This is a genomic window from Streptomyces sp. NPDC039423 (assembly GCF_055598725.1).
In genome coordinates, this window is sequence record NZ_JBVKAH010000009.1 from 1 (window position 1) to 24,546 (window position 24,546).

The following is a 24,546-nucleotide window of genomic DNA, read 5'->3' on the forward strand; positions in this document are numbered from 1 at the left end:
AGTCCGGACTCGGCGAAGACGATGACCAGGACGCCGATGAGGCCGAAGGTCTCGATGAGGTAGTCCGGGTCCAGCCAGCTCGGTCCGAGCGCAAGGGTATTCACGTTCAGCGCCAATCGTTCACGTCGACGCCACCCGTCGGGCCGGGCCGCCTGAGCGACCGCCGCAGTCGGCCTTCCGTCCCACGAAGGCTTGGGCTGGGTCAGCGGGAAGTGCCATCTTCACCACGCCACAACATCGGCGGTGCACGGCCCCCCTACCAGCGTAACGGACAGGCGGAACCGCTGGACCAGCTGTCCTCGGTGAAGTCCTCTTCATCTTGTTTCTGCGACTGCTGCGGGGTACTCGGCAGTTTACGTGCGAGCGATGATGCGAACCAGGCCGGCACCACGTTCCGGACGGTTATGACGGCGGGAGCCGTAGGGGGAATCTCCTCAGCTTTGCCGACCGTGCCGGCCCTTGCCCTCATCGAGACCAGCATGTTATCGACCAGCTAGGAACCTCGATGGGAGTCAAGGGGGTTGCCCGGATTGCGAATCGTCAGGCCGGCCAGTACTCCTCAAAGCATGGCCTGGGTGACGACGCCTACCAGTGCCGCATGACGGCGTTCCATGATCTCCCGCAAAGGAACACTGGACCACAAGGAACGCATCAGCAGCCACCTTGACAACTGCACCAAGAACCCGGCCATTAAGCACGCACCTGGAGGGAACAAAGACCCGAAAAGCACATCACACAACAGGGATTGACATCACGGGCCTTCGGTGCGCAGCGGAATGTGCATGTCCAGAGTGAGGCGATTGCGGGTCGTGGCACAAGGACTGTTCGGCGCAGCGCCTGAATTACTCGCGCCGTACTGCGTCAGGGGTGGTGCTGTAGGCTGGATAGCGAAGGAAGATTCTGCACTGTCGGGGATGATCTCATGATCACTCATCCGCTTCGCCGGTCCACCGACTGGAAGCCCGACGCCGTGGGCCATGCTGCTCAGCCACGCATCGACGTGAGCCTCGTGGTCGTGGTCAGGCCAGGGATGGAAGGCCCTGCATGGCTGTCGGATGGCTTGCCAGATTTTGTCGATGAAGTCGTTGTGGTGAATACAGCACCTGACGGCCCGTCAACCTGGCCAGGGGATGCCGGATCCCTCAGGGGTGAGCAGATAATACTGATGGACGGAGACGGCACCATGTCGCCTCATGACATCCCCCATTACCTGCACTACCTTGGATCCGGCTTCGACCTGGTCAAGGGTTCCCGGTTCATAGCCGGCGGAGAGAGCCTGAGTCACCCGTTTACACACCGTTACGCGCACCGATTGCTGCTGCGGCTGACGCACATTCTCTATGGTCAGCAGTTGACAGACTTGTGGTCAGGAATGTGCGCATTCCGCAGGCCGTTTTTGGAAGCTCTCCCCCTGCACGGTGACCCGGTGGGCATTTGGCCACAGACAGTGGTGCACGCGCTGCATTATGGCTTGCGTGTCGTCGAAGTACCGAGCCATGAGATGCCTGGAGAGGTACACGTACAGCGGCACACATTCCAGGACGGAATCCGTGTCCTTGCCCTGCTCTGGCGCGAGCGTCCACGCAACACGTTTCCCCGTCTGCTGACCGGCCACCGAGTACCGCACTCCTGAGCCGTGTTGACGGAATTTGCATTCCATGCTAGGTGTGGAAAGCAGGCTAAACCAAGCATCACGCGGGAAGAGGCCTCGTGTTCCTCTCCATGACTACCACCTCCTCGGTTTCCGCTCCGCACCCAGTGCGGCGGGCGACCGACTGGCCTGCTGCTGCGGGGCCGCGTTCGACGGCTCCCGCACGATCCCGCCGTCCGCGCCCTGCACGCCGCGCGTCCGACCAGGTTCGCCGCTCGGCCTATGTGAGGTTGGCTGCCTTCGGCAGGCACCAGGGGCCCCACCGCCGGTGCGCGCGTACACCGCGAGTGCGAAACAGCGCCGGCCGGCGAGTGCGGCACAGTGCCGGCCGTCAAAGCGGTCGCTCCGAGCCGGCGGATTCCAACGGATCAGCTCGCGCGCGCCCCGCTGAGGTACGTGGCGGGAGACAAGCAGTCAAGACCTGGTCAAAAATTTCTGCGGCATCAGACCCGTACAAAAATCTCCGCTCCCCATATGAAGGAGGCGGGTCTCCATGATGCCCGCACGATTCATTCCTTTCCACGATACCCTAGCTCCCGAAGCGGCCATGCCTCAGGTTTTCGAGCCAGAAAGCATGCCCGCCATTTTGCGGCGCCCGCCCGTAGACCTTGAAGTCATTATCCCGGCATACAATGAAGAACGGCGAATTTCCGACACAATTGCTGCCACAGTAAGCTACCTCGGAGACAAGAACTGGTCCTCCGCAGTAGTCGTCGTCGACAATGACAGTGCCGACGGCACGCTCGATGTGACTTCACGATTCGGCGGCACCCACGTCCCCGTGCACGTGATCGGTTGCAGTGACCACGGTAAGGGCGCGGCCGTGCGGCGTGGCATCATGACATCCAGCGCTCATTTCCTGGGATTCGTCGACGCCGACAACGCGACACCCGTGGAAACCCTCGACAGAATCATGCCCCTCCTGGTCGACGGGCGGGCAGCAGCCGTCATCGCCTCCCGTCGTGCGACCGGAGCCATATATGAGATAGAACAATCTCTTGGGCGTCGATTCGGCACGTGGCTGTTCCACCATCTCGCTCCGCCGGAGGTGCGCAGCATCGCCGACACTCAGTGCGGTTTCAAGTTCTTCAACGGGCCACTTATCCGCGAGATCGCTCAGACATGCCATGTCGACGGCTTTGCGTTCGACGTCGAGCTCTTGTGCCGCCTCGCGCAGCGGCATCTGCCGGTGGTGGAGCTGCCGGTGGCGTGGTCGGATATGCCCGGGTCCACCTTCTCGGCCCGCCGCGACGGCCTGCGGTCAATGGCCGACCTCCTACGCCTGTCGTACTCGGGGTGACCGCCATGCCTGCTCACGCCCTTGACCAGCTAGCCCGCACGGACCTTCTGTTCCTCAACTGGCGCGACCCTTCACACCCACAGGCGGGAGGAGCCGAGGCGTACTGCTTTGAGATCGCGAAGCGATTCGCTGCGGCCGATGCGAACGTCACGCTGTTTACCGCTCGGTATCCCGGCGGGGCCGAGACCGAGGTCCAGGAAGGTGTGCGGGTTGTTCGCCACGGCAGTACGTTCAGTGTGTACTCCGCAGCGGCGCGTCATTTGCTGCGCAATGCGCACACGTACGACGCGGTCATCGACTTCCAGAACGGAATCCCGTTCTTCTCCCCACTCTTCGTTCCCCGGTGGACTGCAGATATCTGTGTCATCCACCACATTCACCAGCAGCAATTCGACCTGCGTTTCCGGTGGCCCGTCAATTCCTTGGGACGCTTGTTGGAGAAGCAGGTCAGCCGTGTCGTGTACCGCGGCCGCCCCGTGGTGGTCGTATCGCCTTCCACCAGGGAGGGCACGCGTCGCGAGCTGGGCATGCACAACCCCGTTCACATCGTTCCCAACGGAAGTCCCCCAGCACCGGCGGTTGCCCCTCCGGCCCGCAGCGCAAGACCTCACATCACCGTGATCAGCCGACTTGTGCCGCACAAGCGTGTCGACCTGCTCATCAGCGCTGTGCCCGCCGTGCTGCAGCAGGTTCCAGACCTTCGCGTTGACATTTGCGGAGACGGTGAGGAATTGAAAGTGTTGCGTGCACTTGTGGACCGCCTGCGGATCACGCGTGCCGTCACCTTCCACGGCCGCGTAACCGAACAGGTCAAACAACAACTGCTCGCCCGTGCCTGGATGACGGTAGTTCCTTCCGTGGCGGAGGGGTGGGGTCTGACGGTGATCGAGGCGAACACCGTGGGCACCCCGGCACTTGTCTACGACGTACCAGGGCTGCGCGACTCCGTGGATCACCTGCGCAACGGCTGGCTGCTCCCGCCCGATTCGGCCCTTGCGGATGGGATCAACAGGGCCCTGGACACTTTGCGTCGGCCTGATGTGAGGGAGCGTTTCGCTGTCGAATGCCGCCAGTGGGCCGAGCAGTTCTCGTGGGACGACAGCGCCGACCGCCTGGCCGCGGTGGTCGCCGAGGAGATACGGCGGGTGCACCGCCGAGTGCACTCACGACGGCAGCCGGGAAACCTTTCGGCCAGAGGTCGATTCCACAGCACCGATGCGGACGCCATGGAGCACGTTCTCGCTCATGACCTGCGGCGGACCGACGACTACACGCGCCGTGGCGACTCGTTCGGACTGCTCCTGCACGATTGCGACGAGCTCCGTGCCTATAGGGTCCTGCGGCGCCTCGGTGTCTCCCAGCCTTCGGTGAGCCTGGCGACACGACGCGACATCCTGCTGGGTCACACGGAGCCTGCGGCATGAGTGGGGCGCAGCTCGAGGGTGTGGGGCGGGCATCGCCCTGTTCACGAGGGTGGCATCCGGTCGGCCTCGGGTGGGGACAGACGTTCTCGTCGGAGGGCAAGAACAGTGACGATTGAGCACACAGCGGCGGATCCGCGTCTGCTGCCTACTCGGCCGGATCATGTCACGGCCGTGCGCGGGGCGCGCTGGATCACTGCCGCCGCCATCGTGGTGGGGGCCCTGAATTACGGTTACGCACTTCTGCTGACGCGTCTGCTGGACGCCGACTCCTATGCCGTATTCGCAGCCGGCCAAGGCATGGTGCAGTGCGCGGCCACCATCGCCGTCGTTGCTGTCCCATGGGTCCTGGCCCAGGCCCTGGCCCGTGCGGCCTCGCAGGCGGAACGCGCCAATGCCATCCGGTTCGCCATAGTGATCGCTGTTGCCGGTGGTGTGCTGTGCGGGGGCATCGTGGCGGCTGTGGCGGCACAGTTCGCCGGAGGGGTGACGACCCTGGTGCTGGCAGGTGTAACCCTGCTCATCTACGTCACCCGCGTCACCAACGGGTGGCTCCAGGGCACTGAGCGGATGCTGACCCTGGCCGGTGTCGTCACCGCGGAGGCGGTGCTGAAGCTCACCGTCGGGCTGCTGCTGGTGTCCGCTCTCGGTTGGGGCGAAACTGGCGCTTTGGCAGCCTTTGGAATCGCGGTCTTGCCGTTTGTCGTGTGGTGGCCGTTCCGCGGGGCCCGTGGAGCTGACCGGCGGTGGCTGGACATCACTGCCCACCGTGACCTGTGGCGTCGCGCCCTCGAGCTGAGCTCGGTGCAGGGAATGGTGGCGCTCATGGCCACCGTGGACGTAGTGCTCGTGGCCCTCCTGCCGACAGCCGGCGCTGCCGCGGCGAGCTTTCAGGCGAGCATGATGATGGGCCGCGCACCGCTGTTCGTGGCCGGCGCCGTCTCCGTGGCGTTCTTCCCGGCTCTGTCCCGACGCCGTGCGGGCAGTCCGTTGGCCGGAAACGCCGTGCGGATGTACCTGAGCATCGCCCTGCCGGTGACCGCGGTGTGTGCCACGGCTCCTGAAGCCGTTATCGCCCGCGTGTTTCCTTCCGACTACACGATGATGAGCTCACTCCTGCTTTTCGCTGCGGTGTCCGGGTTCGCGTTGGGGGGAATCAACCTCATCTCGACTTTCTTCCAGGCTGTCAACGACCGTACGTGCCTGCGCATCCAGGCTGCCGGGCTGGTGATCTTCATGGCGGCGTTGCTGACCGGCTGGCAGCTCGGCGGGGTGCGCGGGCTGGCCATGGGCGGTGCCTTCGGGTCCGTAGCAGCGATGGTGCTCCTTGGACACCGGCTGGCGCGGGCCCACGGCTTCTCTCTGGTCTCCCATCTGCCGCTGGTGGAGCCGGTCGTCGTCGTCGGCGCCCTGTTCGCGCTCCGCTCCCTGCCGGTCTGGTGGCTTGTCGCCGCTGTGATGTGCGGAGGAGTCGCGGTGGTGCGGTTCGTCCGCGAACGCGCGGTAGCTCCCCCGGAAAGCCCTGGTACGGCTCCGCGCAGGCGCGTGGTGATATCGACGTTCGACTATACGGACAACAAGAATTACCACGGCGGTGGCGCCGTCGTCATCGACAAGGTGGCGCGCAGGCTGTCGGAGGAGTTCGACGTGCTGATTCTTTCGGCAGCCCAGCACGGCGGCACCCAGGTAATCGACGGAGTTCGCCGTCGGTACCTCGGGGTGGGGCGGGCTGGGCCGCGGGCTGGGCAGGTACTGTTCCAGGCGGCGCTTCCCCTTATGGCCCGCCGGATTCCCCACGACGTCTGGCTGGAGAGTTTCTCCCCACCGTTCGGCACGAGCTTCCTGCCACTATTCACCAAAGCGCCCGTCGTTGGTCTGTCCCACTGCCGCAGCGGGGACCTCATGTGGCGCAAGTATCGCGTCCCGGCGTTCCTCGTGGAGCGTGCAGGGCTTCACCTCTACCGGCACCTGGTCGTCCTCAACGAGGCCGACGCCGCCGATCTGCGGCGGCAGAGCCCGAGAGCCACGGTGCACTTGATCGAGAACGGCGTCGACCGGCGAGACATCGCTGAATCGGACTTCGGCTGCGGTACCTGCATTGTGTGCCTGGGGCGTATCGACACGGAGATGAAAGGCATCGCCCTGCTGGTTTCCGCCTACCGGCAGGCCACCACCGACATGCCGCTGATCATCGCCGGACAAGGGACACCAGCCGAGGAGCGCAAGCTGGTGGAACTGCTGGCCACGACCACGCGCGATGTCCGCTGGGTCGGCTACGCCGATGCGGCAGGCAAGCACCGCCTGTTGACGCGGTGTGCCTTCATGGTCATGCCCTCACGCCAGGAGACCTTCGGCCTGGTCGCGCTCGAGGCAATGTCGTATGGCAAACCGGTGGTGCACTTCGACCTGCCTTCCCTCCAGTGGATGTCGGGCAGGGGAGACGTCGCCGTGCCGCATTTCGACGTCAAGTGCTTCGCCGACCAGATCGACCGGCTCGCCTCGGACGAACCAGCCCGTCGCGCGCTCGGCCGGCGTGCCTACGTCACGGCGCAGCATTACAGCTGGGACGAGATGACCGATCGCTACCTGAAGCTGGTGCAGCAACTGCCGGTGCCGCCGACGGGAGACTGCCGTGACTGCTGACCCGCTGACTACCGCCATGGCTGATGGCACCCCGCTCTTCGTGCTGTCACCCCATCTTGACGACGGTGTCCTGTCGTGTGGTGCCCTGCTGCAGCATGCCCGGCATCGCGTCCCGGTCACCGTTGCGACGGTGTTCACCGAGGGGGCACCGCCGCCCTATACGCACTCGGCACGGCGTCACTTGCATCTGCTCGGCGCGCATGATGCGGAGGAGCTGTATGTAGCCAGACGTGCCGAGGACTGTGAAGTGCTCCAGCGTGCGGGCATCGCATGGCAGCATGCCGGTCTCACCGAGGGGCTGTTCCGGAGGAAGCCGGGCTGGGCGCCGGCGGGGCCCCGGCGTGTCAGCAGCATGCTGCCCGAGCTGGCCCATGTCTACCCGGTCTACCGAATCCACCTCACGGCAGGGCGCGTCTCTCCGTATGACCGAGACGTACTGCGGCACGTCGTTCAGTTCCTGGAGGAACAAGCTCCAAGCTCCCAGCCGGGGCTTGTCCTGGCCCCGCTCGCAGTCGGCGGGCACGCCGACCATCTACTGGTCCGCACTGCCGCTGAGCTGAGCCGCCGCCCTGTCGTCTACTACAGCGACTTTCCCTACAACCAGCACCACCCAGTGGGCGCCGACTTCGCTCGCCGCCATGCACTGATGACGACCTGGTGGTGGCCCGGTTCGGAGGCCAAGGCCGCCATGATCCGGGGGTACCGGACGCAGTACGATGCTCTGTTTCCCTCGGGGCAGGTCCCGCTTGTGCCGGACACCTATTTGTACCCAGGAGGCCGGTGATGAGCAGCACCGCGACACGCACCAAGGCGCCGTCCGCCCCTGCCTCCGCCTCCCGGCGCTCCTCCCTCCGAGCTCCGGTTGTCTGGGCCGTCGCCATCGTCGTGTTCGCCCTCGCTGCCGGTCTCCGGCTGGTCCACATCGGCAGTTCCGCTGACGTCTTCACCGACGAGGTGCTTTACCGGGACCTCGGCCACAGCACCGCTGTGCTCGGCTACCCGAACGAGTCGGGGCACCCGTTCTTCCTGCATCCACCGGGGTTCTTCTACCTTCTGGCCGGCTGGGAGTTCCTCTCGGGCCATCAAGGCGACCCGGTCGCGTCGGTGTACGACATGAGGATCCTCAACGCGCTCCTCGCCGGAGCCACGGCGGCTGCCCTGGCCGTCTTGGTGGCTCGGGTGTCCCGCTCTTGGCCGGCAGCAGCAGCGGCCGGAGCCCTGTTCGCCCTCGACGCCTTCTGTATCCGGCAAAACGGCCGCGTGCTGCTGGAAACCTCCATGATGCTGCCGGTGGTGGCCGGTTTCGCCGTGCTGCTCCCCCTGTTCGCACATCCCCCGCCAAGACGTGCGGGACTGCGAGCGGCGAGTGCGGGGCTCTTGTTCGGCCTTGCCATCCTGACCAAGGACTGGGCGGTGTTCGTCACGATCGTGCCCGTGCTCTTCGCGACGGCGATCGGCAGACAGCCGCCGCGCCGGCTGCTGCTGTGCGCGGTAGGGCTGAGTGCCGTACCCTACGCCGTCTATGTGAGCGTCGTGGCTCTCAGCGGGCAGCTGGGCTGGTTCCTGGAAGTGAAGGGGCAAGGCATCCAGCGACTGCTGGGAGCGGTCCAGGCAACCGGATTCAACTCGGCGGAGTCGCCGTCTGTGGTGTCCCGCCTCATCGAGGAGGCGCCCACCTTCGCCGGCGCGTACCTGCTGCTGGTCGCCGGCACGGTGGCGCTGGTGGTGCTGCTGTTCCGCGGCAATCCGGCCGAACGCATGGTGGGGCTGTGGCAACTGTCAGGGGTCTGCGCTCTGCTTTACGCCGTGTTCTTCGGGACGCTGGAAGAGCACTATCTGTATCTGCTTTCAGTGCCGAGCGTGGCTGCGGTGGCGGTGGCTGTGCGCCTTGTGCTGCGGACGCGCAAGGGAAACTCTGCGCGGATATGCCACAGCATCGCCGTCGTTGGTCTGGCGGTGGTGCTTGGTCTGTCCAGTACGTCGTACTTCGTGGGCAGAACGGAGCCGGATGACGGCTACGCAAGGCTGAGAGCCTATGTCACCAAGCACATCCCGGCGGGTAGCGCCATCACTGTCGTGGACGGCACGCCCTCCCTGTCACCCAAACGAGACGGCCGGACCAGTGTCCTGGAGGACCGGTACCGCATAGGCAGGTGGGTCACCCCCCAGGCCCGCGCCGCGGCGCGAGTCCAGTACGTCATTGTCCCCTGGAAGGAGGTCCGGGAGGGCTATGCCTTCCTCACGGTGGGCCGTACTCAGCGACTTGTCGCTCAGGGCCAGCTCGTCTTCTCCTTCAACGGCCGGACCTACGGCACACTCGCCGTCTACCGCCTGCCCCTGACGGATCCATCCGCCGCTGCCGAACGTTTGCCGCAGCGGCCATGAGCGTCCTCTCCCTCCGCGCCCAGCGCTATGTGCAGTGTGGCGGGGTCGTGGTCGCCGTTCTCGCCGTCCTTGCTTCGGTGGCCCTGATTCTGCGGCCGGCCAGGGACGCGGACTACCATTTCGGAACGCTGCTGACGGACCCGGCCAGCGCGCACACGGAAGCCGGCAGCGGGGTGCAGGTGGCGCATCTGGAAGTGCGCTGGGACCGATTCGAGCCACAGGACGACCTCTTCGACACCGCTTACGTCAGCACTCTCAAAAGCACGCTAGGTGCGTTCAAGAAGGCCGGCATGGAGGTGGAGGCCGGCATCACGATCCACTCTCCGCCCATGTGGCTCCAGGAACGCCCAGAAGCCGCTTTCGTCGACCAGTACGGGGACCGCTTCTCGGGAGCACCGAACGTGGTCTTCAGCCAGTCCGTACGGCTTGAGGTCCAGGAGTACATCGACAGGTTCGCCCAAGAGCTGGAACTTGACCGTTTCTGGGCGATCCGGATCGGTGTGAGCGAGACAGGAGAGTTCAGCTATCCGCCTGCCTCCGTGAAGGAAGGCCGCAAAAACTCCTTTTGGGCATTCGACACCCGAGCTCAAGGGGCGCCGGGAACCGCAGACAGGCCCCCCGCCATCCCTCCCAACCCGCTTCCCGGCTGGGGGCCGGGCGAGCGGACAGCGGGAGGTGGAACCGTGACGCGAGCAGACGTGGCCGCCTGGTTCGACTGGTACCACCATGCCCTCGCCCAAGCCGTGAACTGGCAGATCGGTCACTACAAGGCCCTCGGATACCAGGGGCGGATCAAGATCCTGCTGCCGGGCACCGGCATCCGCCCGTACGAGTACGAGGAAGTCATCGACAGTCGCCTGGACGGCTCTGCTCTGCCGGATCTGGCAGGGCGGGGAGTCGGCTATTTCCGGAGTCTCGCGGCTATCCACGACAGCCACAACATCGAAATCGTCTCGACATCGCTCGTGGACGGATCGGGCGAACCGCGTGACAACGGGTGTTCCCCATCCGACCAGGAGCACCTCCTTCTGGACCCGTCGCGCAGCGACATCATCCACAACTGGTCATCCGTGCGATGGATCGCGAACCTGGCCCGCTACTACGGGTTTGCCGTGAACGGGGAGAGCGCCGGGCCGCAGGTCCAGCCCTACTACGACGGAGTGATGAACGACGCCGCACACCAGATGACGTCCTGTGGGCTGGGAGGCCTCATGTGGGCCTTCGACAAAAACCTCTACGACGGGACTCCCGGCTCGTCGCTGAAGGAGTACGCAGAGGTCATCGAACAGCTGACGTGAGGAGCCGAACCATGGATATCACGGTCATCGCCCCGGACGAGCTCGGTGCCGCCGAGTCCGCGGCCTGGCGGGCGATGCAGGAGGCAACACCCGTCCTGGAGAGCCCCTTCCTCTCCCCCGAGTTCGCTCAGGCCGTGGGCAACTGGCGGCGCGGCGCCCGTGTAGCGGTCCTGTCCGAAGCAGCAGGACCGGTGGGATTTTTCCCGTTCGAGTGCCGGCCCTTCGGCCTGGGACTGCCGATCGGCAGTGGCGTGTGTGACTGCCAGGGCCTGATCCACGACCCCGGGCTCGAATGGGACCCTGTTGGCCTGCTCCGCTCCTGCAGGCTGACCCTGTGGCGCTACGACCATCTCACCCAAGAGCAGACGCCCTTCGAAACCGGCGTCGAGTTGCGTACAGGCTCCCCCGTCATCGATATCTGGCGAGGATTTGATGCCTACCTCTCCGCACTCGCCTGGTCGGCGAACAGGACCAAGAGACTGCGGCGTGCCGAGCGGCAACTGAGCGACCAGGTAGGCGATGTGCGATTCGTCTTCGATGACCACAGTCCCGGATCCCTTGAAGCATTCATGCGGAACAAGTCCGCCCACTACCGGGCGAAGGGTCAAGTGGACCTCTTCTCCCGGCCCGGTACCGTCGCCTTGCTGCGGGAACTGCGCTCGACCAAGGCAGCGACCTGCACAGGCATCTTGTCTGTGCTCTACGCGGGCGACCGGCCGATCGCCTGGCTCTTCGGGCTGCGATCGAGGCGTCTGATGCACGACTGGTTCTCCACCTATGACCCGGCCGCATCCCACTTCTCACCAGGCATGCTGTTGCGCATGAAGGTGGCGGAGGCCGCGGCATCCGCAGGCATCGAGCGCATCGACCTCGGCAAAGGAACCGAGCCGTTCAAGAACACCATCAAAACCTCCGACGTCCCTCTCGCAGAGGGCTGGGTGGAGCGCCCCACCGTTGCGGCCAAGGCGCGCCGGGCACAGATGGAAGCAGTGACCCGGCTCCGCAGCGCCGCTACCCGGCGTCCCGTCATGCGTCGCGCCGCGCTGAAGGCCCTCGACACTCTCCCGCGGCTTCAGCGCGTGGTCTGGCGTTGACCACGGCACCACGCGGGCCTCCTCTGTCTGCGCCGACGAGTTACCGGTAGACGCTGTCTACGAATGTCTGGTAGACACTGTCTATGGATGTTGAACGGCCCCTGCGGGAACGACTGGTCGATGCCGGCGTAGAGCTGGTGCTGTCTGAGGGCACCGCTTCGGTTGGTCTTCGGGAGATCGCCCGCCGGGCAGGTGTGTCGCACGGTGCGCCGCGGCGCTACTTTCCGACACACCGGGCGCTGCTGTCGGCCATCGCGCGCAGAGGCTTCGAGGAGCTGGGCGCGCGGTCCGCCGCAGCCACGGCCGGGACTACCGTGCCACGTGATGAGTTGGCGGCGCTGGCGCGGGTGTATGTCACCTATGCACTGGAACGGCGCGGCATGTTCGAGTTGATGTTCCGTCACGACCTGCTCGACAGCGGCGAGCAGCGTGGAACTCCGGACGGGCTTCGGCTGCGGGAGGCGACGCTCCCGATGTTCCAGCGCGTCACCGAGCTCGTCGCTCGGTGCCGGGCGCAGGCGCTGGAGCCTTCGGCGGCCGTCACCGCGGCCGCCCTGTGGGCGAACCTGCACGGTATCGCCCAATTGTGGTCCTGGGGCAGCCTGCAACTCGCCCACGGCGGCGAGAGTTCCGACAGTCATGGCCGGCTGATCGAAGCTGCGCTGGACGCCCATCTCGGGCCGATGGCCTCATAACCAGGCGGCTGTGACGCTCGGTCCCGCTTCTCGTCAGCGTGGCCGGGGCGGTGATCGTCGCACTGGACGGCACCGTTCTGCTGGTGGCGCAGCCCAGCCTGCATCAGCGTTCGCACGCCGCGAGCCCGGCACAGATCCAATAGAGGAACGAATTGATGTATGAGCACTTGAAGCGGCTGACCGGACCGGTGCTGCGTATCGCGGCGCGGCTCGAAGCCGTGGGATTGGAGAACGTGCCTCAGTCGAACGGCGTCATTCTCGCGTCCAACCACCTGTCCATCGTGGACTCCACTTTCCTGCCGCTGGTGCTGGACCGACAGGTGACCTTCATGGCGAAGGCGGAGTACTTTGAGGGAGGTTCCTGGCCGACGCGGATCGTCTCGTCCTTCATGCGGGGCAGTGGCCAGGTTCCAGTTGACCGCGAGAACCAGCGGGCGGCGGTGGCCTCGCTTGACGCGTGTCTTCGGGTGGTGAAGGACGGCGGCGTCTTCTGCATCTACCCCGAGGGCACACGCTCCCCGGACGGCCGGCTCTACCGGGCCAAGACCGGCGTGGCATGGCTGGCTCTCAAGTCCGGCGCGCCCGTGGTACCGGTGGCCATGAGCGGCACCGACCGCGTGCTGCCACCCGGGCGCGTGTTTCCGCGTCCGGCCAAGGTCAAGGTCACCTTCGGTAAGCCCGTCGACCTCTCCCTGTACGAGGACTCCGCCGCTGACGCCGGTGCCCGAAGGGCTGTCTCCGACCTGATCGTGCAGGCCATAGCAGAGGTCTCCGGCCAGGAGTACGTGCCCGTCTACGCGGCGAGGGCGAAGGAGCAGGGCTGACCCGGCCCTGCTTTTCCGAAGCTACGACGAAGCGGAAAGTAACTCTCTGCAATCAGAGTGACGATGCGCTGTCCGCCCATTCCGCAACCACGCCAAGAGGCCGAAGGAAGCCGCAGGCACCACCAACAGCCATCCGGCGAGCGACGTTCAGGCGGCGCTCACCGCTCTCGGCAGCCGAGATCCAGTCCACGACGGCGCCGCCCTCGTGGACCTGTCCGGCGCGGATCTGTCCGAAGCGCCCCTGGCCGGCGAGGCCCGGTCCCGCGCGCACCTGGTTGCCACCCCGGGCCACACCACGGGGGTCGGCCGAGGGCCGAGCGGGCGTAAGTCCGGCTGACCGGTCCGCGGCCGCGGACCGTGCGAGCAGGCGGCCGGGCGGGCGGATCACAGGCGGGAGATGCGGGCCAGGGGTGCGCGCGGTTCGCGTCGGGCAGGGATACGGCCGGACCCGGGCAGCCGGTTCGGCGCCGGCCACCCGCGCCACCCGGACTGACCGCAAAGGCCCTCGCACCGACTGGACGAAAAATCCCCGGCGCCCCGACGCCTCATCGGGCAGCGAGCTGACGCATCAGGTGTTGAACAAGTGCCGGGCCCTCTTGTCGCCCGCGGCACGGAAGGCCCTGCTCAGGCGCAAGAGCAGCAGTAGCAGTAACACATCAGCGCGCCGTAACGGCCGACCTCGAAGGAGTACTCCGTCCCCGCGGGGATGTACATCCAGTCCCCGGCCGTGAGCTCATGGCCGTTGTAGGCGATCGACCCGCTCGCGATGAACCGGATGCCGGCACCGTCGTTGTGCGCGTGTGGGGATGCCTGCGCACCTGGCTCGGCAACCGTGATGTAAAGCTGGGACTCACAGGCCAGGTACACCGGAAGCTGCCACTTGCGGAATCCCGGCGGGACATTGTCCACTTCGAGAATCTTGAGCGCCTTCTCGACGCCCGGATCCCTCGACGTGATGATGCGGCCCTCGACGTCGAGTCCGCTCTCGCGGACCGCGTTCTTGATGCGCTCCACACCCTGCTCGAACGTGAGCCTATTGGGATCGAAGGTCTGCTTCGCCATGGACTTCTCCTCCTGTGCGATGGTCACGGACCGTTCCGTCCGGTCGAAGGATGGGGTTCCCCTTGTCTGCTCCGCGGCTCACGCCGACAGGCGAGGTTCACTGCGACAGCGTCATCGACGTAACCGTGTGGCGCAGACACCTTCCTCGCATAGAGGTCCGAGGACCGCTCACTCGCGCGGGCCGGGAGGTTCACCGGATGGACGTTCCGGCGCCCGGGCCGGTCGTACTGCTTACGTTTCGCTGCCGGGCACGCGTCTTCAGGCGTCGCCGGGGTGGGGACGTACGTCGGCGTACACCCGGGCCTGTACTCCCGGCTCGCCGGGGGTCCGCCACACCAGGGTGACGCCGGAGGTCGGCCATAGCTGCTGGAGGGCTTTCCCTCACCTCGGCGACGGTGTCCTCGGCGGCGGCGGTGACGTCCAGGGCCACCAGCCCCGGCTCGGCGATGTCTGCCTCGCCGATGTCCATGTCCTGAAGCGACGGCCCGGGCCGGGGAATCGGTTCGCCGCCTCCGCCCGGTCCACCCGGACGAGGGACGTGGTGGAGCTCGGACGCGCCGTCACCGCTCGCCGGGCCCGTCCCGGCGGCGTAGGCCGGAGGTGCGGCCCCGGTGGTTCGTGATGCCAGGACGGAAGCTCTCGGGCCCGCCCCGCGAGCTGGTGCCCGCCCCCGTTGACGCCCCATGAGGGGCGGGCACCAGCAACGACATTCCGAGGGGGAACGGCAGATGGTGCTGCGGCCGCCGGTGGAGCCGAGGCTCCCCGAGGCCCGCGAGACACTCCCCCGCGCCGGTGGCCAGCATCACTTCCCCGACCTGTTCGCCGCCCTGGGTCACGCGGCGGTCCAGAAGAGGATGGGGGCGGAATGAAGTGCGGCGAGGTGCAAGCAGCCGTGGTGAAGCAAGGAGGCGGCCTAAGCCCTTCTGTGTCCGCCCCGGTTGAGTCTCCCGTAGGGGGAGACGAAAGGCTGGGGGCATGCGCAGCGACACGCACTTTCACATCGGAGAGTTGTCCCGCCGAACCGGACTGACGGTGAAGACGATCCGGTACTACTCCGACCGGGGCATCGTCCCGCCGACCGACCGGAGCCCGGCGGGCTACCGGCTTTACGGTCCGGACGCACTTACACGCCTCGAGCTGGCCCGCACACTGCGCGAACTGGGGCTCGACCTGGCCACGGTGCGCAAGGTACTGGACCGGGAGGCGTCCCTGTCGGAGGTCATGCAAGCGCACGCCGACGCCCTGGACGTGCAGATCCGTACCCTGCGCCTGCGCCGCGCCCTTCTTCGAGCGGTTGCCGGACGCAGCCGCCCTACTCCTCTGGAGATGGACCTCGTGCACCGACTTGCCACACTTTCCCGGACCGAACGCCACCGACTCGTGGCCGACTTCATCGACGAAGCGTTCACGGGCTGCCACACCAATGCCGAGGTCGTGAGCCTGATGCAATCGGTTCTGCCTGAACTACCCGAAGGCCCCACGCCCGAGCAGGTCGATGCGTGGGTGGAACTTGCCGGACTCTGCCAGACAGCGGACTTCCGTCGTGCGATCCGGCGGACAGCCGAGGACCAGGCGGAAGAACTCTCCCGGATGGACGGCATCGCGCTGCAAGAGGCCCTCAACCCGGCGATGCGCGAGCGGATCGACGAGGCTGTGGCTGCCGGGCTGTTTCCGGCCTCCGCCGCAGACTCATCCCCAGCCGACCTACTGGCAGAGCTCTACGCCCAAGCGTTCGAGCATGCCGAGGAGAGCAATCTGGGCGGCTGGCTCCTCGCCCGCCTGCGAACGAGCACCGACCCGCTCGTGGAGCGCTACTGGCAGCTCCTGGCGACGGTCAACGGATGGCCCCCGTCATCCACCCTCGCGCCGGTTCACTCCTGGTTCACAGGGGCGGCGGCATGAGGACGCGCGACCTCACGTTCGGCTTGTACGCGGATACGGAGGGGCTGGCCTGGGTCAAAACGCTTGTCGAGGACGCCGTGGGCTCCCTCGGCGCCCGGATCGTCGGTGTGAGCGAGACGTCACCCGCCGACGCGTACGACTTCCTGGCGCAGCAGTGGGCCGTGGAACATCCCGCCCGCAGCAGTGGCGCTCGGCAGCCGATCGAGTTGCGTGTCCGCTTGGTGTGTTCCCTTCGGAGGCGTCGAACCCTCCGCAACGCGGTGATCGCGGCCCTGTGCCCGGAGGGGACGGCCTCCCACCGCTGCCGTGTCCCGTGGGCGGCCCGCTGAAAGGGGAACGCGGGCGTGCCCTCGCCCGCTGACAACGTCACCGCGCTCATGCGGTGTGGGTGTGCAGGCGTACAGCGGTTGGCACCTTCTTCCCGCCGTCGTGGCCGCGTGAGGCGGCCGGCACCGTCGCGGCGGCCCGCACCGACTGTGCGTCGATGATCCCCGCTGTGGGCTCGGCCTCACGGCCCTCGCGCTCACGGACCGTCCCGCGCAGCCGGTCGTGGCACTCGGCGATCAGCCCGTGCTCGCTCCAGCGGCGGAAGAATGCGTAGACCTGGGCCCATGCGGGGACGTCCGCGGGCATCGCCCGCCATGAGATCCTGCCGGCGAGCAGGTAGCGAATCGCGTCCAGCAGCTACCGGTGGCAGTAGCCCTCGGGTCGTCCAGTCCGCCCCTGGAACCAGGCCGGCACCGGCAGCAACGGCCGGACGGCCGCCCACTCCGCGTCCGTCATGTCCGCCGGATACCGGCGCATCCGGTCCGGATGGTCGGCCGCGTTGCCGTACACGTGCGCGAGGCAATCGCACGACACGGCGGGCGAGTTGAAGCCAACGCTCGGGAACGTACAACAAAGACAACAGGGCCTCCGGGAACCACTCGGAATGAGATCGCACCCCCGAGCTACCTGGAGGCCCTGTTTCACGCGCGGAAGCCGCCGCATCACCCGATCGTACGGGCAACAACCACTTACGTGTCGGGATGCTCCGGCAGGGCGAGCCAGTCCGCCCAGGAGATCTCGCGGCCGAGGAAGCGCGGCTGCTCGAACGGCCAGTCGGCGGCGATCCACTGCGGCACCAGCGCGTCGAGGGCCTGCTCGACCTTGCTGCCCACCAGCTCGTCCACCACCCACCAGGAGATCTCGCCGTCCGCGCCGGCCCTCTCCGGTGGGTCGATGTAGACACAGCCGAGCAGAGCTGTCTCCGCCGCGTCGAACAGCGCGTAGTTGAAGGACTGGTGTGCGGCGATCTCCTTCTCGTGCCGCAACAGGTCGGCCTGGTCGGCCTCGTAGGTCATGGTGGCCGCGGGCCAGCCCCAGGCCGGGCCGAAGATGGTCCACAGCCGCTCGCGCGAACCCATCACAGCCGGATAGTCGAGCGGGGTGTCCGCCTCCCGGATCGGCCGCAGGTGATGGCCACCGCCCGGCAGCGGTACCAGGACGGGGTGGACGAAGTCATCGGGAAGCCAGCTCATGGCGCCCGACCGTAGCAGCGCGCGGCCGTCCGCTCCCCTGGATTTTCCCCGTATACCGCCAGGCCCTGGTCTCATGTCGGGCAGGGCCCGCGATCACCCGATCGAGACCTCCGTTCGATCGACAGACTCCATGATCGGTATGGCAACGGATTCCATCTCCGACGCCGTCAAGGGAACCCGGCACGGGGTCGCTGGTATCGCCCGCCGACCGCATGCGGACCGCGCCGTGCAACATCCCCGCCACCGGTTCAGGAGTGGCGCCACCCGGCCCGGCGCCACAGGCCTCGCCAGGGTGGCACCTTCGGCGTCTGGACCGACCAGGACCGGCGAGGATCAGGAGCACGAGCGCGCCGTCGACTACACGAGGAAGACGGCGACCGAGCACCGCGGTGCCGGTCAAGGGGGCCGGCGTGGCCCGGCCATGGGGCGGGTGACCGCAAGGAGCCGATGCTGGAGCAGGCCATGGCGCCGTGCACGGCGTGGCTGGGTGAGGGGAGGGAGGCGGGCGAGTCGGTGACCGGACTCCGTCGTGAGGGTGCGTGTTCGCGGGCTTGCTCCCGACCGTGCTGCGGCGCGGAGGGCGAGGTGTTGGTGCCAAGAGCGCTGTACTGGGCCGACGAGGTCCGCGACCCGTCGCCTGGCGCTTCGTTGCGGCGGGTGCGGGTGCTGCGGACCTCGTCGGAGGTTCCCCCTGTCAACGCGGCAACAGCCACTCCGTACCACCGCGCAGCGCATCGGCAAGCGGCCTGACGGTAGGGCTCGGGGTGGGGTCGGCCGTGGGTGGGGTGCCGGTACTGCTGCTCGGGCTCGGACTTGGTGTGGCAGTCGGCGGCGGGGTGGATGGTGGCGTCGGGGTAGGCGAGGGGCTGGGGCGGCCGCTGGACGGGCGGGGGGCCGGGGTTGGAGACGCGGGCGGCGGAGTCGGGGTGGCGGGAGGAGCCGTGGGAGAGGGTGATTGCGGCTGCGTGACTGTCGCGCGAGGCGGTCGGGTCACCTCGCCAGCGCGATCCCGGCCGGTGCCTCTGGCGGGGTGCGTGACCGCACGTTCCGGTGGACTTGAGGCACGCGGCGGTGCGGGGGCGCGCCCTTGGGGCGGTTCGGTGGGTGACTGTTCCGGGCCCGGTGGTGCGTCGGGGAGGTCAGCGGACTGGGGCCTGGCTGTCGGGTCGGGAAACACCGCGCCGGCAGCGATGCCGCCCAGCATGGTGAACGCGGCCGCGGCGAGGGTACGGGCGCCGTATTTCTTCCAGCGCGGCGCGCCGTGGCGGCGCCGGCCCTCGGGCACGTCGGCCGGGGAAGCCGGGCCCGGGGCCGGGGCCGGGGCCGGGGCCGGGGCCGGGGCGGTCTCGCTCTCGGCGGCCCGTTTCCGGGGAGTGGGGATCGCCGGGGAAGGCGCGGGTGGTTCGACGGGGTCTGGTCCGAGGCCGAAGGAGGCTTCCATCGCCGCAGTGTCGACCGCCGGAGCGCCGTCGCCCGATCCGCCCGGCAATGCGATGTCATCGTCGTACGCCCCGCACTCCGGGCACGTCACGGTGTTGTTGAGAGGGCGGCGGCAAGGAACGCAGTAGTCCATGGGACCGACCGATCAGTGCGCGAGTCGCTGGAAGTCAGCTCTGCCCGGTCGGCCTGCTGGGTGGCTGCCCGCGGCCACGTAGCAGCGCCGGGCGCTGCGTTGGAGGGTGCTGGACATGTGCGAACCTCGCTCACTCGCCGGCTCAGGGATGGTCGCCGGTTACCGGGGTCAACGGATCACCACGCGCCGTTGCTCAAACGGCGACTGAAACGTGGGCTACGTAACTCGCCCCTTCCCTGCGCACTGTCACTCCGTAGCCTGGCAGCCGGCCCGGACCGCCTCGCCGGTCCGCGCCGCTTTCAGGGCGGCCCAACGATCTTGCCGTTGCCCGGCCGGTCATCCGTAGCACCCTGCTTGTCCAGCAGGTCCGCCACGAGCACTACCTGGGTGGTGAGTCCCTGGGCCTGGCCGGCCGCCGGGCGGACGGTGGAGCGGACGGTGGCGTTTGACGGGTCGCTCGCGCTGGGGACGTCGACAGCGGTGGTGCGCTCCTCCAGTTCCGGCGTGGTGAGGAAGCACTCGGGCAGCAGAGTCAGCTTCGGACGGGACGACCACTCGCTGCCGAACAGATCTTCGAACTGAAACACACGCATGTCGTGCGTCTCCTTGCCGTGGGCGCCGGCCTGGTCGGCAAGGGTGCGGCGGGACCCGGTCTCCAGGTCCCGCCGCGGGTTCATCAGCGTGCGGCGTCGAGGAGCAGTCGCGCCGCCAGTGTTGCCCCGTCGGTGCGGACCGTGTCGGCCGCGGACTTCGCCCGGCTGCTGGTCTCCGGAGCGAGGGCCGTCTCGAGCGCGGCCGACAGGGATTCGACGGTCGGAACGGGGCCGTCGTGGGCTACGCCGATGCCCAGTTCGGCCACTCGGGCGGCCCAGTACGGCTGGTCCGCCAACTGGGGTACCACCACCTGCGGTGTGCCGGCCCGGGCGGCGGTGGTCGTGGTGCCTGCGCCGCCGTGGTGGACGACGGCGGCCACCCGTTCGAACAGCTTCTGGTGGTTGGCCTCGCCGACGGCGAAGCAGTCGTCCCGGTCGTCGACAAGGCCCAGGTCCGCCCAGCCGCGCCCGACGAGCACCCGGCGGCCGTTGGAGCGAACCGCCTCGATGGCCACCCGGGCCGCGTCCTCCCCCGCGTGTACGGCCATGCTGCCGAAGCCCACGTACACGGGCGGCGCGCCGGCGTCCAGGAAGGCCACCAGCTCCGCCGGGAGCGGCCGCTCATCGGGCAGCACCCAGGCGCCGGTCTGCACGACATCGAGGTCGGGCGTCGCCAGCCACGGGTCCAGCACCGGGTCCGTCGCCAGCCACGGCCGGTCACCGAAGGCGTAGTCGCGGACGTTGTCCACCGGCGGCAGGCCGATCGACGCCCGGTTGGTGTTCAGCGCCTCACCGAACAGCGCGTTGATGCTCTGGGCGTCCAGGTCCCACAGCGCCCGGTTGTCGGTCACCTCCGGCGGGAACGGCCGCCCCGGGTACGCCAGCGGCGGGCGCTGCGGTGAGGGCAGGGTCAGCTGCTGGAAGATCGCTGATACGTAGTGGATGCCCAGCTTCTCGGCCACCGACCGCGCCCCGGCGATGGCCGGCATCGCGCCGGTCGCCACCAGCACGTCGCACCCCTCGGCCGCCGCGGGTATCACCTCGAACTGGCCGGCGATCAGATCGGCCGCGCGCTGCGGCAGGTTGGCCTTCGACGGCGGCGGAGCCCCGGTCATCAGCGCGCGTGCCGACGGCCCGACACCCACTACCGACACCCCGACCCCGGCCAGCCGCTCCGCGAAGACCTCGTCCGGCGGCGCACACACCCGCACCTCGGCGCCGAGCTCCCGCAGCCGCACCGCGAGCCCCACCAGCGGTTCGACATCGCCACGCGACCCATATGTCGACAACAGCACACGCATTTCTTGAATCTCCTGTGTTCCGTGGTTCCTTGGCCCCGGCCATTCTGAGGTACGACCCGGGTAGCGAATGGTGTTACCTGTGTTTCTTGAGTTACCGAGCCCAGGGCAGTTCACGGGTGCCCTCGGTGCCGGGAACGGAGGCGACCCCGTCGGAGCGCATCGAGACGTGGGCCTCGGCCTGTTCCGGGGCGTGGATCCGGCGGAGGCGGTCGGCCGGCAGGATCAGGGTCTGGCCGGCCATGACCTTGTCCGTACGGCCGCCGCAGGTCACTTCCAGCACGCCCGCGGTGACCGTCCAGACCTGCTCACGACTGATGGAGTGCTCGGGTCCGGTGGCGCCGGCGTCCATCGCGACCGTCCAGGTGCTGAGTTCCGTGCCGCCACGGCTGGGGGCCGCCAGACCGGCCATGGTCGCGTTCGGGGAGACGGTGACGTGGTCGGTGGACGGCGTGATCACGATCGCGGCGGTGCTCTCGTCGTGTTCGGCCGGATCGGCCGGACCAGCGGCGTCGGAGGTGGCCGCCCATTCCACGAGCTGGACGACGACGCCGTTCGGGTCGGTCATCTGGAACAGCCGCTCGCCCCACGGTTCTTCACGCAGCGGCATGGTGATGGGGGCGCCCGCCGCGCGCAGCCGGTCCTCCTCCGCCTCGAGGTCGGTGACCGTCAGGGCCAGGATGAGACCGGTCGCCCGCTGGTCGCGCTGCTCGGGCGGGAGGACGTCCGTACCTCTGCGGAGGAGGACGATGTCGACGGCGGCGTCACCGCGGGTCAGGGACACGAAGCCGTCGTCGGCCATGGCCACCTCGTAGCCGAGGTGGGTGCACAGGAACGCGCGGGAGGCGTCCACGTCGGCGACGGTCAGGGAGAGGGTGGAGGAGGAGACGTTCATGACGGGTCCTTGGTGAGGTGGGTGATGGTGAGGCCGGAGTCGAAGGCGCGCGTGCCGGCCGGGACGAAGCGCGTCGGGGTGAAGGGGCCGTCGAACAAGGGGATGCCGGAGCCGAGGACGATGGGGTGCCGCTTGATGATCAGTTCGTCGATCTCGTCGCGCAGTACCGCCGCCAGCTTGCCGCCGCCGCACAACCAGATGTCCATGCCGTCCTGCTGTTTGAGCTCACGGACGAGCGCGACCGGGTCGTCGACGACGGTCACCGCCGGATCGGGACTGGTGAGCGTGCGGGAGACGACGTACTGCTTCAGGTGGGCGTACGGGCTGGTCCACCCCAGCTTCAGGCCGGGGGTGTACGTCGCGCGGCCCATGATGACGGTGTCGAAGCGCTCGGCGGCGCGATCGGCGATGCCCAGCGGCTCGCGTGCGGGTGCGGGCAGCGTCTCGGGGAAGTCGGCCAGGATCGCGGCGGCTTCCTCACCCTCGAAGGGGAAGAAGTCGTACTGGTCGTCGGGACCGGCGATGTAGCCGTCGAGGGTGGCGGCGATGTAGTAGGTCAGCTTGCGCATGGACTGGCTCGATTCTGCGAGAGGGAGGACGGATCGGGGCGGATCCCGTCTCGTGGCGGGCCGTCATGGCCGTGCCGAATGGCCTGACCTTCGATGATCATGCCTTAACGATCTTGCTGTGAGAATCCGGCCGTACGGATCAGGCGGCCGGCACGTCGAGCTGGACTTCGCGGGTGCGCCGGTAGGAGCGGAAGCCCAGGGCACGGTTGACCGCGAGCATGTGGGCGTTGTCCTCGGCGTTGTCCGTCTCGATCTCGACGACGTCGGGATGTTCGGCGCGCAGCCGGCACGCCATGGCGGCCTTGATCCACAACCCGAGCCCGTGGCCGCGGTGTGCGGGCACGACGGCGGTGTCGTACTGCTGGGCGCGAGGCCCGGCGCCCCGGGGAAGCAGGATCTCGGTGTAGCCGGCCATGGTGCCGTCGTCATGGACGGCGGCGATGGTCAGCAGGGTGTCGCCGCGGCCGGCGACCACCTCGGCCATGGCGCGCACGCGGTCTGCGTCCCATGCGACGCTGCCGTAGTCGAGGTCACCGACGGGCATGTCGTTCATGGCGTTCTTGGCTTCGGCGAAGGCGTCGGCGAGGTCGTCGGGGACCGTTCCGGTCCAGCCGGTCAGGCGGTAGCCGGGGTGCTCGGCTTCGGCGATCCGCGGCAGGCCGGCCACGGCCGGCTCGTCGAGGCGCAGGACGAGGTGGTCAAGGGTGAGTGCCCGGCGGAAGCCGTGGCGCTCACTGAAGCCCTCGCCCGGACCGTCGGCCGCGACCGCGGTGATCAGGCTGCGCCTGTTCTCGGCCCGGCAGGCCGCCACGGCCGCCGACAGCAGGAGGGAGCCGGCGCCCAGGCGGCGGTGTGCGGGGTCGACGTGGAGTTCCAGCTCGGCCAGGTGCTCCTGGCCGGGGGAGGTGAACAGCCGCAGGCCGGCGACGCCGACCGGGATGCCGTCCGCCCCGGTGGCCAGCCAGGTCAGCAGGCGGCTGCGGAGAGTGGGCCCGGTGAGCCGGGCGTGGATCTGTCCGAGGTCGGGGACCGGTGCTCCGGGCAGATCGTGGGCCGTCGAGGCGGCGACGATCTGATGCCATGCGGTGGCCTCGGCGGGCGAGACTCGCTGGAGCGAATGGACGTGTACGGAAGTGGTCAAGGTGATGGCTTTCGTGGTCGAGGGGCTCGGGCGATCCCAGTGAGGCGGTCCGGCTCGGAGCGAGTCGGCGCCGCGCTTTCTCAGTCGGTGTGGCGCACGAGCGGCCAGTCGATGTCGACTCGGGCAGCCGTGGCGAGGTAGTTGGTGAACACGTTGAGAGAGACATGGGCGATGACCTCGACGACCTGTCCGTCGGACAGGCCGGCCCGCCGGGCCGCGGCCAGTTGCTCGTCGGTGACGCTCCCGCGCTCACGGAGCACCACGGCGGCCAGATCCAGGACGGCGGCGATCCGGCGGTCGTCGGCCGTGCCCCGGCGCGCTCGGGTGGCCTCGGCGGCACTCAGCCCGGCCAGCCTGGTTCCGCAGAAGGCGTGCACCGACAGGCAGTAGTCGGACCCGTTCTCCTGTGCCACCAGCAACGCGATCCTCTCGCGCACGTCCGCCGGCAGGGTTCCCCGCGTATTCAGGGCGGTGACGACGCCCAGGTACCCCTCCAGCACGGCCGGGCTGTTGGCCATCACTCTGGCCAGGTTGGGGACCAGCCCGAGGGCCTGGTGCGTGGCGGTGAACAGGGCCGCGGTCTCACCGGTCGCGCTCTCCGGTTCGACGGTGTGGAGTGCTTTCATGCCGGTAACCCTGCCGGTGGATCTTGATACATTCCCGATGCTTCTTCGATGCACGC

At 68.0% G+C, this 24,546-nt stretch carries 25 protein-coding genes and 1 pseudogene; 13 read left to right on the forward strand and 13 right to left on the reverse strand.

Going from position 1 to position 24,546, the window contains the following annotated elements:
* Positions 1 to 104, reverse strand: a pseudogene (locus ACZ7LK_RS25925) (DedA family protein); the annotation flags it as partial.
* An 818-nt stretch (positions 105 to 922) separates the two neighbouring features.
* Here ACZ7LK_RS25925 and ACZ7LK_RS25930 point away from each other — a divergent pair.
* The 10 genes from ACZ7LK_RS25930 (at position 923) to ACZ7LK_RS25975 (ending at position 13,311) form a co-directional block, all read left to right on the forward strand.
* Positions 923 to 1,633, forward strand: a complete 711-nt coding sequence (locus tag ACZ7LK_RS25930; protein ID WP_469463716.1) for a glycosyltransferase — start codon at positions 923 to 925, stop codon at positions 1,631 to 1,633.
* A 511-nt stretch (positions 1,634 to 2,144) separates the two neighbouring features.
* Complete coding sequence (locus ACZ7LK_RS25935) at positions 2,145 to 2,951, forward strand: glycosyltransferase (RefSeq protein WP_392277232.1); 807 nt, start codon at positions 2,145 to 2,147, stop codon at positions 2,949 to 2,951.
* Between the two features lie 5 nt (positions 2,952 to 2,956).
* Positions 2,957 to 4,375, forward strand: a complete 1,419-nt coding sequence (locus ACZ7LK_RS25940) for a glycosyltransferase family 4 protein (RefSeq protein ID WP_471143682.1) — start codon at positions 2,957 to 2,959, stop codon at positions 4,373 to 4,375.
* Between the two features lie 105 nt (positions 4,376 to 4,480).
* Positions 4,481 to 7,015: a glycosyltransferase gene (locus ACZ7LK_RS25945; protein WP_471143683.1), complete on the forward strand. Its 2,535-nt coding sequence runs from the start codon at positions 4,481 to 4,483 to the stop codon at positions 7,013 to 7,015.
* Between the two features lie 16 nt (positions 7,016 to 7,031).
* On the forward strand, positions 7,032 to 7,799 hold the full coding sequence (locus ACZ7LK_RS25950) for a PIG-L deacetylase family protein (protein WP_471143685.1): 768 nt from the start codon (positions 7,032 to 7,034) through the stop codon (positions 7,797 to 7,799).
* Entirely contained in the window at positions 7,799 to 9,400 is a 1,602-nt protein-coding gene (locus ACZ7LK_RS25955; RefSeq protein WP_392277236.1) for a phospholipid carrier-dependent glycosyltransferase, read from the forward strand. The genes ACZ7LK_RS25950 and ACZ7LK_RS25955 overlap by 1 nt, the downstream gene beginning before the upstream one ends.
* Complete coding sequence (locus ACZ7LK_RS25960) at positions 9,397 to 10,698, forward strand: hypothetical protein (RefSeq protein ID WP_471143686.1); 1,302 nt, start codon at positions 9,397 to 9,399, stop codon at positions 10,696 to 10,698. Before ACZ7LK_RS25955 ends, ACZ7LK_RS25960 begins: the two co-directional genes overlap by 4 nt.
* Positions 10,699 to 10,709: 11 nt before the next feature.
* A complete protein-coding gene (locus ACZ7LK_RS25965) occupies positions 10,710 to 11,792 on the forward strand; it encodes a GNAT family N-acetyltransferase (protein WP_471143687.1) in 1,083 nt (360 codons plus the stop codon).
* Between the two features lie 83 nt (positions 11,793 to 11,875).
* Positions 11,876 to 12,487, forward strand: coding sequence for a TetR/AcrR family transcriptional regulator (locus tag ACZ7LK_RS25970; protein WP_392277239.1), 612 nt, complete (start codon positions 11,876 to 11,878; stop codon positions 12,485 to 12,487).
* 155 nt (positions 12,488 to 12,642) lie between these two features.
* A complete protein-coding gene (locus tag ACZ7LK_RS25975; RefSeq protein ID WP_392277240.1) occupies positions 12,643 to 13,311 on the forward strand; it encodes a lysophospholipid acyltransferase family protein in 669 nt (222 codons plus the stop codon).
* Positions 13,312 to 13,935: 624 nt separating this feature from the next.
* Here ACZ7LK_RS25975 and ACZ7LK_RS25980 read toward each other — a convergent pair.
* Positions 13,936 to 14,400 carry a cupin domain-containing protein gene (locus tag ACZ7LK_RS25980; RefSeq protein WP_392277241.1) on the reverse strand — a complete coding sequence of 155 codons (465 nt, stop codon included), beginning with the start codon at positions 14,398 to 14,400 and terminating at the stop codon, positions 13,936 to 13,938.
* A 231-nt stretch (positions 14,401 to 14,631) separates the two neighbouring features.
* Positions 14,632 to 14,709 carry a hypothetical protein gene (locus ACZ7LK_RS25985; protein WP_469463769.1) on the reverse strand — a complete coding sequence of 26 codons (78 nt, stop codon included), beginning with the start codon at positions 14,707 to 14,709 and terminating at the stop codon, positions 14,632 to 14,634.
* Between the two features lie 392 nt (positions 14,710 to 15,101).
* On the opposite strand from ACZ7LK_RS25985, the gene ACZ7LK_RS25990 reads away from it, so the two are divergent.
* The 3 genes from ACZ7LK_RS25990 to ACZ7LK_RS26000 all read left to right on the forward strand — a co-directional run bounded on the left by ACZ7LK_RS25990 (position 15,102) and on the right by ACZ7LK_RS26000 (position 16,604).
* On the forward strand, positions 15,102 to 15,242 hold the full coding sequence (locus ACZ7LK_RS25990) for a hypothetical protein (RefSeq protein ID WP_471143689.1): 141 nt from the start codon (positions 15,102 to 15,104) through the stop codon (positions 15,240 to 15,242).
* 106 nt (positions 15,243 to 15,348) lie between these two features.
* The gene (locus tag ACZ7LK_RS25995) at positions 15,349 to 16,275 is read left to right on the forward strand and encodes a MerR family transcriptional regulator (RefSeq protein ID WP_471143691.1); all 927 of its coding nucleotides are present in this window, start codon (positions 15,349 to 15,351) and stop codon (positions 16,273 to 16,275) included.
* Positions 16,272 to 16,604: a hypothetical protein gene (locus tag ACZ7LK_RS26000; RefSeq protein ID WP_392277243.1), complete on the forward strand. Its 333-nt coding sequence runs from the start codon at positions 16,272 to 16,274 to the stop codon at positions 16,602 to 16,604. The genes ACZ7LK_RS25995 and ACZ7LK_RS26000 overlap by 4 nt, the downstream gene beginning before the upstream one ends.
* A 46-nt stretch (positions 16,605 to 16,650) precedes the next feature.
* On the opposite strand, the gene ACZ7LK_RS26005 is transcribed toward ACZ7LK_RS26000, so the two are convergent.
* From ACZ7LK_RS26005 to ACZ7LK_RS26050, 10 genes are all read right to left on the reverse strand, one after another.
* Complete coding sequence (locus ACZ7LK_RS26005; RefSeq protein ID WP_471143859.1) at positions 16,651 to 16,959, reverse strand: transposase; 309 nt, start codon at positions 16,957 to 16,959, stop codon at positions 16,651 to 16,653.
* Positions 16,960 to 17,112, reverse strand: a complete 153-nt coding sequence (locus tag ACZ7LK_RS26010) for a transposase (protein WP_469463726.1) — start codon at positions 17,110 to 17,112, stop codon at positions 16,960 to 16,962.
* A 179-nt stretch (positions 17,113 to 17,291) separates the two neighbouring features.
* On the reverse strand, positions 17,292 to 17,795 hold the full coding sequence (locus ACZ7LK_RS26015; RefSeq protein ID WP_392277244.1) for a GNAT family N-acetyltransferase: 504 nt from the start codon (positions 17,793 to 17,795) through the stop codon (positions 17,292 to 17,294).
* Positions 17,796 to 18,489: 694 nt separating this feature from the next.
* Positions 18,490 to 19,368 (reverse strand): SCO2400 family protein, encoded by an 879-nt coding sequence (locus ACZ7LK_RS26020; RefSeq protein ID WP_471143694.1) that lies wholly within the window; start codon positions 19,366 to 19,368, stop codon positions 18,490 to 18,492.
* 299 nt (positions 19,369 to 19,667) lie between these two features.
* Positions 19,668 to 19,961, reverse strand: a complete 294-nt coding sequence (locus ACZ7LK_RS26025; protein ID WP_471143695.1) for a hypothetical protein — start codon at positions 19,959 to 19,961, stop codon at positions 19,668 to 19,670.
* Between the two features lie 83 nt (positions 19,962 to 20,044).
* On the reverse strand, positions 20,045 to 21,262 hold the full coding sequence (locus ACZ7LK_RS26030) for a glycosyltransferase (RefSeq protein ID WP_392277246.1): 1,218 nt from the start codon (positions 21,260 to 21,262) through the stop codon (positions 20,045 to 20,047).
* Positions 21,263 to 21,353: 91 nt separating this feature from the next.
* Positions 21,354 to 22,154, reverse strand: coding sequence for a VOC family protein (locus tag ACZ7LK_RS26035; RefSeq protein ID WP_469463729.1), 801 nt, complete (start codon positions 22,152 to 22,154; stop codon positions 21,354 to 21,356).
* Positions 22,151 to 22,723 (reverse strand): dihydrofolate reductase family protein, encoded by a 573-nt coding sequence (locus ACZ7LK_RS26040; protein WP_471143697.1) that lies wholly within the window; start codon positions 22,721 to 22,723, stop codon positions 22,151 to 22,153. Before ACZ7LK_RS26040 ends, ACZ7LK_RS26035 begins: the two co-directional genes overlap by 4 nt.
* Positions 22,724 to 22,862: 139 nt before the next feature.
* Positions 22,863 to 23,864: a GNAT family N-acetyltransferase gene (locus tag ACZ7LK_RS26045; RefSeq protein ID WP_392277249.1), complete on the reverse strand. Its 1,002-nt coding sequence runs from the start codon at positions 23,862 to 23,864 to the stop codon at positions 22,863 to 22,865.
* 80 nt (positions 23,865 to 23,944) lie between these two features.
* Positions 23,945 to 24,490 (reverse strand): carboxymuconolactone decarboxylase family protein, encoded by a 546-nt coding sequence (locus ACZ7LK_RS26050; protein WP_392277250.1) that lies wholly within the window; start codon positions 24,488 to 24,490, stop codon positions 23,945 to 23,947.
* Positions 24,491 to 24,546 lie beyond the last annotated feature (56 nt).